Origin of the sequence: Microbacterium schleiferi (assembly GCF_038150145.1) — a bacterium.
GTDB lineage: Bacteria > Actinomycetota > Actinomycetes > Actinomycetales > Microbacteriaceae > Microbacterium > Microbacterium schleiferi_B.
Window position 1 is genome coordinate 55,427 of the sequence record NZ_JBBWSA010000014.1, and the last position, 15,565, is coordinate 70,991.

Consider the following 15,565-nt stretch of genomic DNA (forward strand, 5'->3'; position numbering starts at 1 on the left):
GTTTAGTCCTTCGAGCGGAACGCGTAGCGGATGATGCCCATACCGATCAGGCCGACCAACAGGCCGACAACGCCGATCGCTTGGCTGTAGCCGAGGCGACCTGAGACGAATGCCTGGTCATAGAGGTAGAACGAGAGCGTCATGGTGGTCGATCCCGGCCCCCCGCGCGTGAGCAGAAGCACGGTTCCTGCCGAACCGAGAAAGAGCCAGAGGAACTGCAGCATGGTCATCAGACCGATGAAGTCCTTCGATAGCGGCGCCGCGATCGCAACGATCTCGCGCCAGATACCGGCGCCATCGAGTCGTGCCGCCTCGAAGACCTCGTCCGGGATCCGCCCCAGGGCTGAGGCGAAGATGACGCCGGTGGCTCCGATGCCCGCCCAAGCCTCTGTGGCGATGACCGCGCCCAACGCTGTCGCCGGATCCGCGAGCCATACCCGGCCGAGTTCGCTCAGTCCGATGGCATCGAGAATGCTGTTGATCGCGCCGTTCGGCTGATAAAGACCCGTGAACATCATGGCCCGCGCTGACGCGGACACGATCCACGGGGTGAAGAAGATGATCGCCAGCACTGCGTGACCGCGCGGTCTGCGCGACAGGAAAAACCCGAGCAGGAACCCCAGGGGGATGATGAGCAACAGCCCGATGCCGACGTAGAGGATCGTGTTGACGACCGCGACCCGCAGGATCTGGTCCTCGAAGAGGTAGGCGTAGTTCTCCAGCCCGTTGGGGCGGGGGGAGCCCACCAAGCTGTTCCAACTGGTGAAGCTGAGGACGATCATGGCGATGAGCGGCACCACCATGAACATCCCGTACCAGACCAGCGCCGGAGCGACCTCCGCCACCTGGCCGGGCGTCCCCCCGCGGCGCGGACGTACGCGCCGCGGGGAGACGTTGGTTACTGTGCTTGCCACGCCTGCTCCATGCTCTGGGTCAGCTGCTCTGCCGTTGTTCCGGGCACAAAGGCCTGTGTGCTCGCCCGGAAGAACGCGCTGGTGACGGTGGGCGAAAGCGAGTTGTACGTCGGGCGGTAGACGGTGGTCGTCTCGGGGAGTTGCTCCTGCGATGCGATGTTCAGGGGCGGGAGTACGGCCGCGTCGAGCGTGAGGTAGCCGGGCTGCGCGGGTGAGATGAACCCGATGTTCGCGAACTGAGCGAGGTTCTCAGGCTGGTAGAGGAACGACACGAACTGCTGAACGGCGTCGATGTTGTCTGCACCATTGGGTGACACCCAGACGCCCGTCGACTGGCCGGCGAAACTGACCGGCTTTTCCGTCGGCGCCGACGGCGCGAGGGGGAAGCCGCCCAGCTGGATGTTGAGGTCGGGGAACGTGCTCTGCGCGTTCGCGTAACCCCATGATCCGTCGAACAGCATGGCAGCCTTGCCTGCGCCGAACGCGGCCACTTGATCGGGGTACGACAGTCCAGCCGAGTCGTCCGCAAACACGCCCGCTTGCTGCAGCTCGAGGATTCCGTTGATGACCTTCTGACCCGTCTCGTCGGCCCAGTCGCCAGACTCATACAGTGCGCTCAGGTCTTCTTCGCTTACGAGGGACAGGCCGACGAGCGTCACGACAGCCGGGGCCGGGTAGTCGGCACCTCCCACGACGAAAGGCTGCACGCCGATCGCCCGGAGTGCTGCGGAGGCTTGAATGAGCTCGTCCCAGGTCGTGGGCGGAGCACTCACACCGGCCTGCGCGAGCAAGTCCATGTTGTACCACATCGGCCAGTTGTAGCCCTCGAGGGGGAATGCTTGTAGCTGGCCGTCGCTGTTGGTCCAGTCCGCGAGGGCGTTCTCGGAGAAGACATCCTCCAAGCCCCACTCATCGAGATAGGACGATACGTCGACTGTCGCTCCGTTCGCGAGCCACGTAGTTGGGTCGCCGACCAGATTCGTCATAACGAGGTCTGGCTCAGTGCCCGCTATTACCGACTTGCCATACGTTGTAGGCAGGTCCGTCTGCACGACGAATTCGTTAGTGACGGAAATGCCCGTCTGTTCCTTGAACTCCGCGCCCATCTTGTTGAGCCATTCGCCCGCCGGGCTATCGGCCGAGTAGAGGCTGAGGGTCGTGATGGTGCCGCCCTCGTTCGTCGTGCCGGAGCCGTCCGTGGAGCAAGCAGTCGCTGCGAGCGTGAGAGCTAGAACGGTACCTGCCGCGAGGGCGCTCCGACGCATCCGTCGGGTGTGTGAAGCGGTCATTGTTGTGTTGCCTTTCTCATCTTCGAGTAGCGGATTGGGAGGATGGATCTGAGGGTCACCGAGAGGGGTCGGTCGGGCTTGCGGGCACGAGCGCGGCACCGTATGGCGCCAACGAAAGCTCGACGTCCGCGTGACCGGCCGTGTGGACGGTCACGACGCGCGGCTCGTCGGCCTCGCTCACGACGACGACCGTCGCCGTGCCGTCGGGTCCGACGAGAAGATCTCCGTAGACGTCTCGTGCCGACACGTGGACGGGCCCGCAGGCGTCGGCGATCTCCGCGAGAGCCTCGTACAGGCGGACGAGGTCTCCGCGATCCACGAAGCTCGTGCGCGCCGCGAACAGCTCGAGCGGATAGGTGCACAGGATCAGGCGCCCTTTCCCCGTTTCGAACACGAGGATGGCGGGACGACCGGCTTCGTCCCGGGCGACAACGCGGGCGCCCGCGGGCTCGACGGGGAACATCGCTCGCGCGATATGCGACCCCCCGATCGGAAACACCAGATCGGCGCCCGCCTCGATCCCTCCGAACGACTCCTCGAAGCGGAACGCGACCGTGTCACCCGCAACCGGCTCGGATAGTCCGTAGCGCGCGGCGTGGCGCACGCCGAACGTCTGGTCAACACCCGGCCACCACCATCCGCGCTGGTTGAGGGTCTCGCCGCAGCCGAAACTGACCCATACGGTCGAACCCTGCCGGGCGTTCTCTGCAAGCGCCCGCGCACCGGGCGTCGTGATCGCCTTCGCGGAGGGCACGATCAGGAGCGGCAGACCGGGGAGCGCGTGCTCGTCGCGAACGATCGCGGGGGCCAGGTTTGCCAGGCGCGCGGAGATGTAGCCCTCGAGCAGGGCGTCGCGCATGGCGGGCGCCTCCTCCTGGCCCCAGAAGGGAAACTCCCTGTCGAAGTAGGCGCTCACGACGAGGCCCGTGCGGGTGGGCGCGCGCCGAGCCTGTGCGAGCCCGCGCTCCCGCACGCCAGCCGCGAAGCGCCCGAGCTCGCCGAGAGCCGGCTTGGGCGTGCCGTCCGGGGTGGTGAGTCCGAAGTGCAGCTCGAACGGCCGGTGGTTGTACGGCTCCTGCGCATCGAGGTCGAAGTCGGTGTTGTTCCATCCGAGCCAACCGGTGACACCCGCCGCGAGTGTGGAATGCAGAACCTGACGGTAGTAATCCGCGGCGTTGTCGTCCGCGGCGAACTCGCTGGTGACGCCGAACTCCTCCATGATGACGGGGCGATCGAAGGGCGCACACAGCTCAGAGTTGAACGCGGGAATGAGGTTCTGACGTACCGGGTCGTCGTTCATGTGGTACGAGTGCGGGCCGATCCAGTCGATGAGAGGAGCCGTCCACGAAAGCGGAAAACCGTTGTCCTGGCCGAAGACCTCCAATCCCCAGGCGCCGTCGCCGAGCGACACGGGCTGTGTGCCGCCGCCCGCGCGAACCGCCGAAACCATGAGCTCCGACCAGGTCCGCACAGCGGCGCCATCGACCCGCTCGACGGGACCCATGAGGCCACCTCCACCGCCGTAGAGGGGCATCTCGTTCGAGATCAGCCAGCCGGAGATGGCGGGGTGCTCGGCAAAGCGGCGCGTCATCTCCTGAACGAACCAGGCCTGACGGCCGACCATCCAGACGTCACGGTAGAGGTCGCGATCGTTTCGCCACGCCGGGTCCCAGTTCTGGCCCGACATGTGGCCGACGATGAACGTCGGGATCGTCCGCAGCCCGGCCGCAACATGAAGATCGAGGAACCGAGCGAACGACGCGCACTTTCCTTCGTCGATCCGGTACGGCTCGGGGTGGAAGTCGGGCCAGAAGAAGAACGACCTCGTAATGGTGAGCGAATGGTCAGCGAGGGTCTGGAGCTCCTCACGCACGACCGCAGCGTCGAAAGAGCGCCACATGAACGGTCCGCCGACACGCGACCAGAAGTTCACGCCCACCCACGTCTCGGGTAGAGACGCCATGGGGCGTTGGATCTCGGGAATAGTCACGATGCTGCTGACTCCGTTCACGTCGTCGGGATGCTGAAAGGAGAGTATGCCTAAAACAGCTCACATGCAACATTTTGAAAAGTCGCATGAGACTAAACTGTCCGGGGTGACAGCACGGCAAGCTCGAGGACCGTACGCGAAGTCCGTCGCGCAACGCGCAAACATCCTCGCGGCCGCGCGGCGCGTGTTCGCTCAACTCGGATACAACGGCTCATCCATGCGGGGTATCGCCGAGGAGGCCGGGATCACGTTCACAGGGCTCCGTCACCACTTCGCAACAAAGGACGAACTGCTGATCGCCGTCCTCGAGCAGCGCGACCTTGAGCACAGCGCCCAACAGGCGAACATTCACGGCATCGGCCTACTCGACGCGCTCGTGTCCCTGCTTGACCAGGTTCTCGACGAACCCGCCATCACCGAGGTGTTCACGACCGTGTCGGGCGAGGCCGTCAGTCGCGACCACCCCGCACATCACTTCTTCGTGCAGCGCTATGAACGCATCAGGCGCCAGTTCGCCGAGGAACTCGCCACAGCGGCAACCTCGGGTGAATACCTGGCGATCGATCCCGACCACGCCGCCATCCTGCTCGCGGCCATCATGGATGGCCTGCAGCTGCAGTGGCTACTGGATGAGTCGGTCGACGCGCATGGCGCCTTCCTCGCGTACGTGAGGCTTCTGCGAGGGCGCCAGACGGGCACCCCGACCGAGTAGACATCACCGGCTGCACCCGGGTCGCTCGTCGAAAATATTGCGTGTGAGCTATTTTGGGCCTATCGTCGATGCACTGTCGGACGTACTCTCATCGCGCCGGCCCCGCATTCACCGAAAGACGAGGAAGTCTTCATCGTGACTCTCATCCACAGTCCGCACCCGACCCCCCACATCCCGGACGTGTCGCTGCAGGAGTTTCTGTTCGGCGACCCGACAGGCCCTGCCGCGCTCGGAAGCGCCAGCGACCAGGTCGCGATCATCGATGGGCCGACCGGCGCAGCACTCACCTACGCCGAGCTGCTTCGGCGCGTGCGTTCGGCCGCGGCAGCGCTCCACGCGAAGGGCGTTCGGCCCGGTCACGTGGTCGCCATGAATGTGCCGAACTCGTCCGACTTCGTCATCATCTTCCACGCGATCGGCGCGATCGGCGCGACCGTTTCACCCATTCCCGTACTGGCTTCAGCCGAAGAAATCCGTCGTCAGCTCGGCGCTTCGAAGGCCACATTTGCCGTCTCGACCTACGCAACTCGCGAAGCGGTCGCCGCAGCCGTCACCGACAGCGAGATGCTGCTCGACGCGCACGATCTCGCCCATGCATCCGCGGATACCGCTTGGCTCACCACCTGGGCCCCACCTCACGCGGACGCCGTGCTGCCGTTCTCGTCCGGGACGACGGGACACCCGAAGGGAGTGCGGCTAAGCCACCGCAACCTCGTCGCCAATGTGCTTCAAATCGAAGACCGCATCGGCGTCAAGAGCACCGACACCGTCATGGGCGTCCTGCCCTTCTTCCACATCTATGGCTTGACGGTGCTCGTGAATCTCGTGCTCCGTCGCCGCGCAACCCTCATCGCCATGCCCCGGTTCGATCTGGACGACTTCCTCTCGCTCATCCAGAGGCACGAGGCCAGTTTCGCGTTCATCGCGCCACCGATCGCCGTGGCTCTCGCGAAGCACCAAGCCGTCGACGACGTCGACATCTCGAGCCTGCGCGATGTGTTCTCGGGTGCCGCTCCCATGGATGACACCCTGGCTGCCGCCGTCGAGAAACGACTCGGGGTAAGTGTGAGACAGGGGTACGGGATGACCGAACTCAGCCCGGTGTCTCACTTCGTCGGAGCTGGCGAACAGGCGCCTCACGACAGCATCGGCACTCCGGTCGGGGGGACCGACAACCTCGTCGTGGGTCTGGACGGAAAACCCGTCGACATTCCCACGGAAGGTCTGAGCGACCCCGGCGAACTATGGGTACGCGGACCGAACGTGATGATCGAGTACGTGAACGACCCTGACTCGACCACCGAGTCCCTCGACGCCGACGGCTTCTTGCACACCGGCGACCTCGTTCGGATCGACCAAGATCTGAACGTTTACGTCGTTGACCGGTTGAAGGAGCTCATCAAGTACAAGGGCTACCAGGTACCACCAGCCGAACTCGAAGCCGTTCTGCTCTCGCATCCCCAAATCGCCGACGCGGCGGTCATCGGGCTGGCCGAGTCCGACGTCGGAGAGATCCCGGTCGCGTTCGTTGTCATCCGCGAACCGGACTCGCTCTCGGCGGACGACGTGATGGAGTTCGTGGCGTCCCACGTCAGCCCGTACAAGCGCGTGCGGCGCGTCGAGTTCTGCGACGCGGTTCCCAAATCCGCATCGGGGAAGATTCTTCGTCGGGAGCTTCGCGAACGCTTGTTCTGACGGGGTGGCCACGGTCCTGCCGCAGGCCGCTGACCCGATGTCGTGACCACGCCCTAGGCTGGACGAATGACCACCGCCCTGTACCGCCGGTATCGCCCCGAGGCGTTCGGCGAGATGATCGGGCAGAGTCAGGTCACCGAACCGCTCATGACCGCGCTGCGGGGCGACCGCGTCGGGCACGCCTACCTGTTCTCCGGGCCTCGCGGGTGCGGCAAGACGACCTCGGCGCGCATCCTAGCGCGGTGCCTGAACTGTGCCCAGGGACCGACCGACACCCCCTGCGGTACGTGCGAGAGCTGCATCGAGCTCGGACGCGGCGGCGGGGGATCCCTGGATGTCGTCGAGATCGACGCCGCCAGCCACAACGGTGTCGATGACGCACGCGATCTGCGGGAGCGCGCCGTCTTCGCACCCGCACGTGATCGGTTCAAGATCTTCATCCTCGACGAGGCGCACATGGTGACGCCGCAGGGATTCAACGCCCTGCTCAAACTCGTCGAAGAGCCTCCCGATCACGTGAAGTTCATCTTCGCCACGACCGAGCCTGAGAAAGTCATCGGCACGATCCGGTCGCGCACGCACCACTACCCGTTCCGACTCGTCCCGCCGGCGGCGATGCTCGAGTATGTGGGCTCGCTCTGCGAGAGCGAGGGCGTGGTCGTCGATCCCGGTGTGCTGCCCCTGGTCGTCCGCGCCGGCGGCGGGTCCCCGCGAGACACGCTGTCGCTGCTCGACCAACTCATCGCGGGCTCGGAAGGCGCCGTCACGTACGAACGCGCGGTCGCACTTCTCGGGTACACGCATGCCGAGCTTCTCGACGAGATCGTCGACGCGCTCGCGGCATCCGACGCCGGTGCCGTCTTCGCCGCCGTCGACCGGGTTGTACAGACCGGGCAAGACCCGCGCCGCTTCGTCGACGATCTTCTGGAACGGCTGCGCGACCTCATCGTCGTCGCCGCGACGGGGGACGGCGCCGCAGCAGTGCTACGCGGCGCATCCCCCGAAGACCTCCAGCGGATGTCGGCGCAAGCAGACCGGTTCGGCGCTCAACGGCTCTCGCGCACAGCGGATGTCGTTGTCGCCGCGCTCGACGAGATGACCGGTGCCACCTCACCGCGACTGCAGCTCGAGCTCATGTGCGCGCGCGTTCTGGCGCTGGCCGCCGCCGCTCCAGCTGCTTCCCCGGCCCCTGCGGCCGCTGCCCCGGCACCCGCTCCAGCTGCTTCCCCTGCCCCTGCGGCCGCTGCTGCCCCGGCGCCCGCCGCTGCTCCGGCCCCTGCTGCTCCCACTTCCTCGCCCGCGCCTACGGAAGCGAGCGTTTCGGAGACGAGCGTTGCGACAGTGCCTCCCGCGCCACCGACCGAGCCGGTGACGCTGGGCGTGGTTCGGGAGCAGTGGGCTGCGGTACTTGCCGCGCTGGAGGGCATCAGTCGCTCGTCATGGTTGCTGGTGTCTGTCGCGACAGTTGCCGATTTCTCGGGCGACGTGCTCACCCTCACGTTCGCGAACGCTTCCGACGTCGCCAAGTTCAAGCATCTTCTTGCCGGCGCAGGACCCAGCGAAGATCTTCGCACCGCGATCAAGCAGGTTCTCGGCATCCGGGTGAAGTACCTTGCCAAGCACGACCCCGCGGGCGGACCCTCGGACTCGTCAGGCCCCTCAGACGGCGGGCCTAGTGGCGGGCCGGGCCCGGGCGAGGCGCCCCGGACGCCGCAGCCCGGCGGCGGCGCGAGTGCACAGCCCGGAGGCGGCACGCCGGCCCCGCCTCGTGGCGGCGGAACGACAGCGCAGCCTCGCGGCGGAACGACAGCGGCTGCCGCAGCTCCCGCCGTGACGGACTGGGCGGTCGCCCCCATCCCTTCGTCCGAAGCGCCGACCGCGGTCCTTGCGCCTTCTCTCGCGGTCGATGACGAGCCCGAGGATGCGCCGGTCGGTCTCGCTGTGCAGCTTCCGGCTCCCCGGGAGGGCGACGTCCTCGATGCTGATGAGCCCTCAGCCGACGATGATGACAGCGAGGGTGTCGATCTGGATGTCGCCCCCGAGCAGGCGCCTGTCGTCGCACAGCGGATCGCCCGGGCTCCCGACGGAACGCAGCGCTACGGGGAGGCGGTGGTGCGCCAGCTGCTGGGGGCGCGCTTCATCCGTGAAGAACCGCACGCATCACCCACGAGGTTCGGCTGAGCATGTACGACGGCATCGTCCAAGACCTCATCGACGAGCTCGGTCGGCTTCCCGGTATCGGGCCGAAGTCGGCGCAGCGCATCGCATTTCACATCCTGCAGACCCCGTCGTTCGATGTGTCGCGACTGTCGCAGGTGCTCGCCGAGGTGCGGGAAAAGGTTCGGTTCTGTGAGCTCTGCGGCAACGTATCGGAGCAGGATCGCTGCAGCATCTGCCGCGACCCTCGCCGCAACCAGACGCTGATTTGCGTCGTCGAGGACGCGAAGGATGTCGCGGCGATCGAGCGCACGCGCGAGTTCCGCGGGCTCTACCACGTCCTCGGCGGGGCGATCAGCCCGATCGCGGGTGTCGGTCCCGACGATCTGCGCATCGCGCAGCTCATGCAGCGACTTGCCGACGGTACGGTTCAGGAAGTCATCCTTGCCACCAACCCGAACCTCGAGGGTGAAGCTACAGCGACCTACCTGTCGCGCCTGCTGACCTCCCTGCAGATCACAGTCACGAGACTCGCCTCGGGTCTGCCGGTCGGTGGTGATCTCGAGTACGCCGACGAGGTCACGCTCGGTCGCGCCTTCGAGGGTCGTCGCTCGATCTGAGTCGAGTCAGCAGAGCCCGGCTTCTCAGATGCGGAACCGGGCGCGCGCGTTCATGACACTCGTGAGGGTCGCCCGCACCGGCTGCCCGAGGTAGATGCCCAGTGATGCGCCGACAGCCAGTGCGATACCGATCACTCCGGCGTTCACGAGTGTCCCGAACCCCACGAGCATGTGAGCCGGGTCCTCACCTGACTGCACCAGCGTGAGCAGGCCCCGGAAGACCATGGCACCGGGCACCATCGGCAAGATGGCAGCCGCCGTCACGGCTACCGACGGCACGTGGAGTCGGTAGGCGAGCAGGATGCCGATGAAGCTGCCGGCGAGGGCGCCCACGCCGCTTGCTGCGGCGGTGTCGAGGCCGATAAGCGACGCCAGAAGATAGCCGGTCCAGGCCGCGACGCTTAGTGCCGCGCTCACGATGATGATCCGCATCCCTGAGCCGTTGATGACCGCCACCGATACGGCGATCAGTGCTGCCCCCAGGAACTGCAGCGGGATCGCGCCGAGGGGGAGGGCCTCGCTCGGAGGATCGACGGTGAGCCCGACAAGACTGGCGACCTGCAGCCCCACCAGGATGCCGATGACAACGCCGAGCGTCTGAGTGGTCAGTTCCAGGATGCGTCCCGATGCGGTGAGGGCGAACCCGTCGATCGCATCCTGGGCTGCTCCCACGACGGTGAGGCCGGCGAGCATCAACACGATCGCTGAGGCGACGATTACGGAGGGGCGTGCGTCAGCGGCGCCCGGCAGGCCTGTTCCAGCCAGCGCGGGAGCCAGCGATGCGAACAGCGTCAGGACTGCGGCGGCGGTGATCTGGCTGAAAAAGAACGGCACCCGTGCCCGCGCGAGACCGAACTGTGTGAGCGCGGCGAGGGCTGCAGCGAAGAACGCGAGAACCGTGACAACGGGATTGCCGCCGAACATGATCGCAACGCCCACGGCGAGCAGGCCCTGCGCTGCGACCACGATGATCGGTCGATGGGAGAAAGGTGTTCGTCGGATCCCGGTCAGGCGCGCTCGTGACTCCGGCAACGCAAGGCCGCTCGTGACCTCGTTCAGGAGCGCCTGCAGTCGTAGCAGTTTCTCGTAGTCGGGAGCCGCCGCCCGGACGACGCGCAAGAGCGTGATCGGACGGTCTTCGCCACTGCGGTGATAGGCAGCAGTGATCGAGTTGTATGTGACATCCACGTGCACCGGATGTAGACCGTACGCGCCGGCGGCGCGCACGATCGCGAAGGTCACCTCGGAGGCGGGAGCACCAGTCACCAGCATCGTCTCGCCCAAGCGGACGGCGAAGTCGAGGATGCGCACCGCAGCGGCGTCATCGACGATCGGAAGCGCTTCGGTCGCCGGATAGGCGTCTGCGGAGATCCGGAAGAGGCGGCCAAGTGGATTCGGTAGGCGGCGCCGGCGTTGCATGGCGGAAGCTCCCAGTTCGTCACGGATGGCTTCGTCCACCCTACGTGCCGCGTTCCGGTGCTACCTGGCGCCGACAGTCCCCATGACGTGTTCGGCATGTGCGCCTCCGTAGAATGGGTCGCTGGGTTCGGCATCCGAGCCTGTCATCCCGGGAGTTGCATGTGGCGCTGATCGTCCAGAAGTACGGTGGGTCGTCGGTGGCCGACGCCGAGAGCATCAAGCGCGTCGCCAAACGGATCGTCGACACACGTCGTGCCGGTCACGATGTGGTTGTCGCCGTGAGCGCCATGGGCGACACGACCGATGAGCTTCTTGACCTCGCGGGCCAGGTCGCACCGATTCCCGCTCCGCGCGAGCTCGACATGCTGCTCTCCAGCGGTGAGCGGATCTCGATGGCGTTGCTGGCGATGGCGATCTCGTCGATGGGGTTCGAGGCACGCTCTTTCACCGGCAGCCAGGCCGGCATGATCACGGATGCCACGCACGGCGCCGCCCGCATCGTCGATGTCACCCCGATTCGTCTCCGCGAGGCGCTCGACGAGGGTGCCATCGTGATCGTTGCCGGCTTCCAGGGCTTCAACCGCGACACCCGCGACATCACGACGCTCGGCCGCGGCGGATCGGACACGACCGCTGTTGCGCTCGCTGCAGCCCTCGAGGCCGACGTCTGCGAGATCTACAGCGACGTGGACGGGATCTTCACCGCTGACCCTCGCGTGGTGCCGATGGCCCGCAAGCTCGACGTCGTCTCGAGCGAAGAGATGCTGGAGCTCGCGGCCAACGGCGCGAAGGTGCTCTACATTCGCGCCGTCGAATATGCCCGCCGTCACGGCGTCCTCATTCACGCCCGCTCGACGTTCAGTTCGAGCGAGGGCACCTACGTTCTGGGTCCGGGTCAGTCCCGTCCCGATGCTCCGGAGGGAGTCACCATGGAAGAACCCATCGTCGCGGGAGTCGCCACCGACCTCGGTCAGGCGAAGATCACCGTCATCGGCGTGCCGGATGTTCCCGGTAAGGCCGCCGAGATCTTCAAGATCGTCGCCAAGTCGGGCGCGAACGTCGACATGATCGTGCAGAACGTGTCGGCCGCCGCCACCGGCCGCACCGACATCTCGTTCACGCTCCCCAAGCAGGATGCCGCGCCCGCACTGAAGGCGCTGGCCGCTGACCAGAGCGAGGTCGGGTTCGAGAGCCTCGTGCACGACGACCAGATCGGCAAGCTCTCGGTCGTCGGTGCGGGGATGCGCACGCACTCGGGTGTGTCGGCGACGCTCTTCGAGGCGCTGAGCGTCGCGGGCATCAACATCGAGATGATCTCGACCTCCGAGATCCGCATCTCGGTCGTGCTGCGCGGTTCCGACATCGCCGAGGCTGCACGCGTCGTGCACACCGCCTACGGGCTGGATGCCGACAGCGCAGCGACCGTCTACGCCGGCACCGGCCGATAGGATCGACTCCCATGACCCGCATCTCCGATTCAGGACTCTCCGTCGCCGTCGTCGGCGCCACCGGCCAGGTCGGCACCGTCATGCGCGAGATTCTCGCGGAGCGTTCGTTCCCGATCGGTGAGCTGCGGCTGTTCGCCACGGCTCGCTCCGCCGGCAGCGCTGTGGAGTTCGGCGGACACACCGTCATCATCGAGGACGTCGCCACCGCCGACCCTGCCGGCATCGACATCGCCCTGTTCTCGGCCGGAGCAACCGGGAGCCGCGCGCACGCGCCGCGCTTCGCGGCCGCGGGGGCCACCGTGATCGACAACTCCAGTGCCTGGCGGATGGATCCCGAGGTTCCCCTGGTCGTCAGCGAGGTCAACCCGCACGCGATCGATCAGGCAGTCAAGGGCATCATCGCCAACCCCAACTGCACGACGATGGCCGCGATGCCGGTGCTGAAGGTGCTGGATGCCGAAGCCGGGCTCGAGCGCCTCATCGTCTCGACCTACCAGGCAGTGAGCGGCTCCGGCCTTGCCGGCGCGCAGGAACTGCTCGGCCAGGTCGAGGGTGTGCTCGCCCAGGGCGACACCCTGCGTCTCGTGCACGATGGGTCGGCGGTCGACTTCCCGCAGCCCGAGAAGTACGTTGCGCCGATCGCGTTCGACGTCATCCCGTTCGCCGGCAACCTCGTCGACGATGGCCTGAACGAGACCGACGAAGAGAAGAAGCTCCGCAACGAGAGCCGCAAGATCCTCGAGCTTCCTGACCTTCGCGTTGCGGGCACCTGCGTGCGCGTCCCCGTGTTCACGGGTCATTCGCTCAGCATCAACGCCGAGTTCGCGCGGGAGATCACCCCCGAGCGCGCGCGGGAGATCCTCGCCAATGCTCCGGGCGTTCGCCTCGACGAGGTGCCGACCCCGCTGCAGGCCGCGGGCAAGGACCCGAGCTTTGTGGGACGCATCCGCGCCGACCAGTCGGCCCCCGAAGGCAAGGGACTCGTGCTGTTCATCAGCAACGACAACCTCCGCAAGGGTGCGGCGCTCAACGCGGTGCAGATCGCTGAGCTGGTCGCCGCGCGCCTCGGCGCCGGCGTCTGATCCCGATGTCTCGACGTCGAGACATCGTCCCAGCCGCCCGTAGACTTGACCGGTGACCGAACCCGTCGACGTCCTGCTGATCGGTGGCGGTGTGATGAGCGCCACCCTGGGCACCTTCATCTCCGAACTCCAACCCGACTGGACCATCGAGGTCTATGAGCGGCTGGGCGATGTCGCCCTGGAAAGCTCAAACGCCTGGAACAACGCCGGTACGGGGCATGCCGCCCTGTGCGAGCTGAACTACATGCCGGCGGCACCCGACGGCAGTGTGGATCCGGCGAAAGCGATCTCGATCAATGAGCAGTTCCAGCTCAGCCGCCAGTTCTGGGCGTCGCTGGTCGAGCGCGGCATCCTGGACGAGCCGTCGACGTTCATCAACTCGACGCCCCACATGACGTTCGTGCGCGGCGAGAAGGATGTCGCCTACCTCAAGCGTCGCTATGAGGCGCTGAAGACGCAGCCGCTGTTCGCCGGGATCGAATACAGCGAAGACTCCCGCGTGATCAACCAGTGGGCACCGCTGCTCATGCAGAAGCGTCTCGCGAGCGATGAGCCCTTTGCAGCGACCCGTGTTCCCGCGGGTACGGATGTCGATTTCGGTGCCCTCACGCGGCAGTTGTTCGACAATCTCGAGCACCGCGGTGGTCGGGTCGTGACCGACCGGCAGGTGACAGGGCTGAAGAAGCTGAAAGACGGCACCTGGGAGGTGTCGTGGCGCAACCAGGTCGGCCGGACGCCCGGCAAGACGCGAGCACGGTTCGTGTTCGTCGGCGCTGGCGGGTGGGCGATCAAGCTCCTGCAAAAGTCCGGCATCCCCGAGATCAAGGGCTACGGCGTCTTCCCGATCGGTGGGCAGTGGCTCAAGACCAGCAACCCGGCCCTCGTCGCGCAACACCGCGCGAAGGTCTACTCGCAGGCATCCGTCGGCGCGCCGCCCATGTCGGTGCCGCACCTGGACACTCGCGTCGTCGACGGCGAGACCTCGCTGCTGTTCGGGCCGTTCGCGACATTCAGCCCTAAGTTCCTCAAGCGCGGTTCGGTGTTCGACATCATCGCCCAAGTGCGTCCCGGCAACCTGTGGCCGATGCTCAAGGTCGCGATCGACAACCCCAGCCTCATCCAGTACTTGATCAGCGAGCTGCTGAAGAACAAGAAGCGCAAGGTCGATAGCCTTCGCACGTTCATGCCGACTGCGAAGGACGAGGACTGGATGCTCCTCAACGCCGGTCAGCGCGCACAGGTGATGAAGAAAGACCCGAAGAAGGGTGGGGTGCTGCAGTTCGGCACCGAGGTCGTGAGTTCGGCTGACGGCACGATCGCAGGCCTCCTCGGTGCGTCGCCGGGCGCTTCCACGGCAGTGTCGATCATGCTCAATATCCTGAAGACGAGCTTTCCCGACCGCATCGGGGATTGGGAGGGGACGCTCCGCGAGCTCATCCCGAGCTACGGTACGCACCTGAACGGCAACCCGGATGCCGCGCAGCAGTGCCTCGCTGAGACCGCGAGTGTTCTCGCGTTGAAGGCGTGACGCTCGCCCTGTCGCCGAGCTGAGATCCGATCGTGGCAAAGCTGTACTTCCGGTACGGAGCGATGAACTCCGGAAAGTCCACCGCCCTGCTGCAGGCCGCGTACAACTACGAGGAGCGCGGTCAGCACGTGCTCCTGGCCAAACCCGCGATCGACACGAAGGAAGCCGATCACATCTCGAGTCGGCTCGGTGTGACGCGACCCGTGGACTTCCTCATCCCGCCGGTCGCCGACCTCCGGGCGTTGTTCGCGCATCACCGCGAACGGTTGGTCCGCCGCGAGCACGAAGCGCTCGTTCCCGAAGCCGAAGATCGGCGACCGGATGTCGCGTGTCTTCTCATCGACGAGGCGCAGTTCCTGACTCCCGAGCAGGTCGACGATCTGCTGCGGATCGTGGTGCTCGATGGTGTTCCGGTGCTCGCGTACGGCATCCGCACTGACTTTCGCACCCACGCGTTCCCGGGATCGCGGCGCCTCCTCGAACTCGCGCACTCGCTTGAGGAGCTCAAGACGATCTGCCGGTGCGGTCGAAAGGCGATCTTCAACGCGCGTCTGGTGGGCGGCAGGTTCGTCTTCGACGGTGATCAGGTAGCCATCGACGAACTCTCGACCGATCGCGTCACGTACGAGTCGATGTGCGCCGAGTGCTATCTGCGCGAGTCAGGCGGGCGCATCGACGGTCGTTGAGCCCCTCGGTCCGCGGAGGCCTAGG

General features: G+C 66.2%; 12 protein-coding genes. 8 read left to right on the forward strand and 4 right to left on the reverse strand.

Annotation, left to right across the window (positions count from 1 at the left end; all coding sequences use genetic code 11):
* Positions 1–2: 2 nt before the first annotated feature.
* Genes AADH62_RS13890 through AADH62_RS13900 form a run of 3 tightly spaced genes read right to left on the reverse strand, consistent with a single transcriptional unit; the run spans position 3 to position 4,166 of the window.
* A complete protein-coding gene (locus tag AADH62_RS13890; protein WP_341580014.1) occupies positions 3–914 on the reverse strand; it encodes a sugar ABC transporter permease in 912 nt (303 codons plus the stop codon).
* Positions 899–2,203 carry an ABC transporter substrate-binding protein gene (locus tag AADH62_RS13895; RefSeq protein WP_341580015.1) on the reverse strand — a complete coding sequence of 435 codons (1,305 nt, stop codon included), beginning with the start codon at positions 2,201–2,203 and terminating at the stop codon, positions 899–901. Before AADH62_RS13895 ends, AADH62_RS13890 begins: the two co-directional genes overlap by 16 nt.
* Before the next feature lie 55 nt (positions 2,204–2,258).
* The gene (locus AADH62_RS13900; protein ID WP_341580017.1) at positions 2,259–4,166 is read right to left on the reverse strand and encodes a beta-mannosidase; all 1,908 of its coding nucleotides are present in this window, start codon (positions 4,164–4,166) and stop codon (positions 2,259–2,261) included.
* Between the two features lie 133 nt (positions 4,167–4,299).
* Here AADH62_RS13900 and AADH62_RS13905 point away from each other — a divergent pair, with 133 nt between their 5' ends.
* The 4 genes from AADH62_RS13905 (at position 4,300) to recR (ending at position 9,377) form a co-directional block, all read left to right on the forward strand.
* The gene (locus tag AADH62_RS13905; RefSeq protein ID WP_341580018.1) at positions 4,300–4,905 is read left to right on the forward strand and encodes a TetR/AcrR family transcriptional regulator; all 606 of its coding nucleotides are present in this window, start codon (positions 4,300–4,302) and stop codon (positions 4,903–4,905) included.
* A 135-nt stretch (positions 4,906–5,040) separates the two neighbouring features.
* A complete protein-coding gene (locus AADH62_RS13910; protein ID WP_341580019.1) occupies positions 5,041–6,600 on the forward strand; it encodes an AMP-binding protein in 1,560 nt (519 codons plus the stop codon).
* Between the two features lie 66 nt (positions 6,601–6,666).
* The gene (locus tag AADH62_RS13915) at positions 6,667–8,781 is read left to right on the forward strand and encodes a DNA polymerase III subunit gamma and tau (RefSeq protein WP_341580020.1); all 2,115 of its coding nucleotides are present in this window, start codon (positions 6,667–6,669) and stop codon (positions 8,779–8,781) included.
* A 2-nt stretch (positions 8,782–8,783) separates the two neighbouring features.
* Positions 8,784–9,377 (forward strand): recombination mediator RecR, encoded by a 594-nt coding sequence (gene recR / locus AADH62_RS13920; RefSeq protein WP_228177993.1) that lies wholly within the window; start codon positions 8,784–8,786, stop codon positions 9,375–9,377.
* Positions 9,378–9,401: 24 nt separating this feature from the next.
* Here recR and AADH62_RS13925 read toward each other — a convergent pair whose 3' ends face one another.
* Positions 9,402–10,796, reverse strand: a complete 1,395-nt coding sequence (locus AADH62_RS13925; RefSeq protein ID WP_341580021.1) for a threonine/serine ThrE exporter family protein — start codon at positions 10,794–10,796, stop codon at positions 9,402–9,404.
* Between the two features lie 161 nt (positions 10,797–10,957).
* Between AADH62_RS13925 and AADH62_RS13930 the strand changes: the two genes are divergently transcribed.
* Genes AADH62_RS13930 through AADH62_RS13945 form a run of 4 tightly spaced genes read left to right on the forward strand, consistent with a single transcriptional unit; the run spans position 10,958 to position 15,540 of the window.
* Entirely contained in the window at positions 10,958–12,244 is a 1,287-nt protein-coding gene (locus AADH62_RS13930; protein WP_228178037.1) for an aspartate kinase, read from the forward strand.
* Between the two features lie 11 nt (positions 12,245–12,255).
* Positions 12,256–13,326: an aspartate-semialdehyde dehydrogenase gene (locus AADH62_RS13935; protein ID WP_341580023.1), complete on the forward strand. Its 1,071-nt coding sequence runs from the start codon at positions 12,256–12,258 to the stop codon at positions 13,324–13,326.
* Positions 13,327–13,378: 52 nt separating this feature from the next.
* Positions 13,379–14,854, forward strand: coding sequence for a malate:quinone oxidoreductase (locus AADH62_RS13940; protein ID WP_341580024.1), 1,476 nt, complete (start codon positions 13,379–13,381; stop codon positions 14,852–14,854).
* 32 nt (positions 14,855–14,886) lie between these two features.
* Positions 14,887–15,540 (forward strand): thymidine kinase, encoded by a 654-nt coding sequence (locus AADH62_RS13945; protein ID WP_341580026.1) that lies wholly within the window; start codon positions 14,887–14,889, stop codon positions 15,538–15,540.
* Positions 15,541–15,565 lie beyond the last annotated feature (25 nt).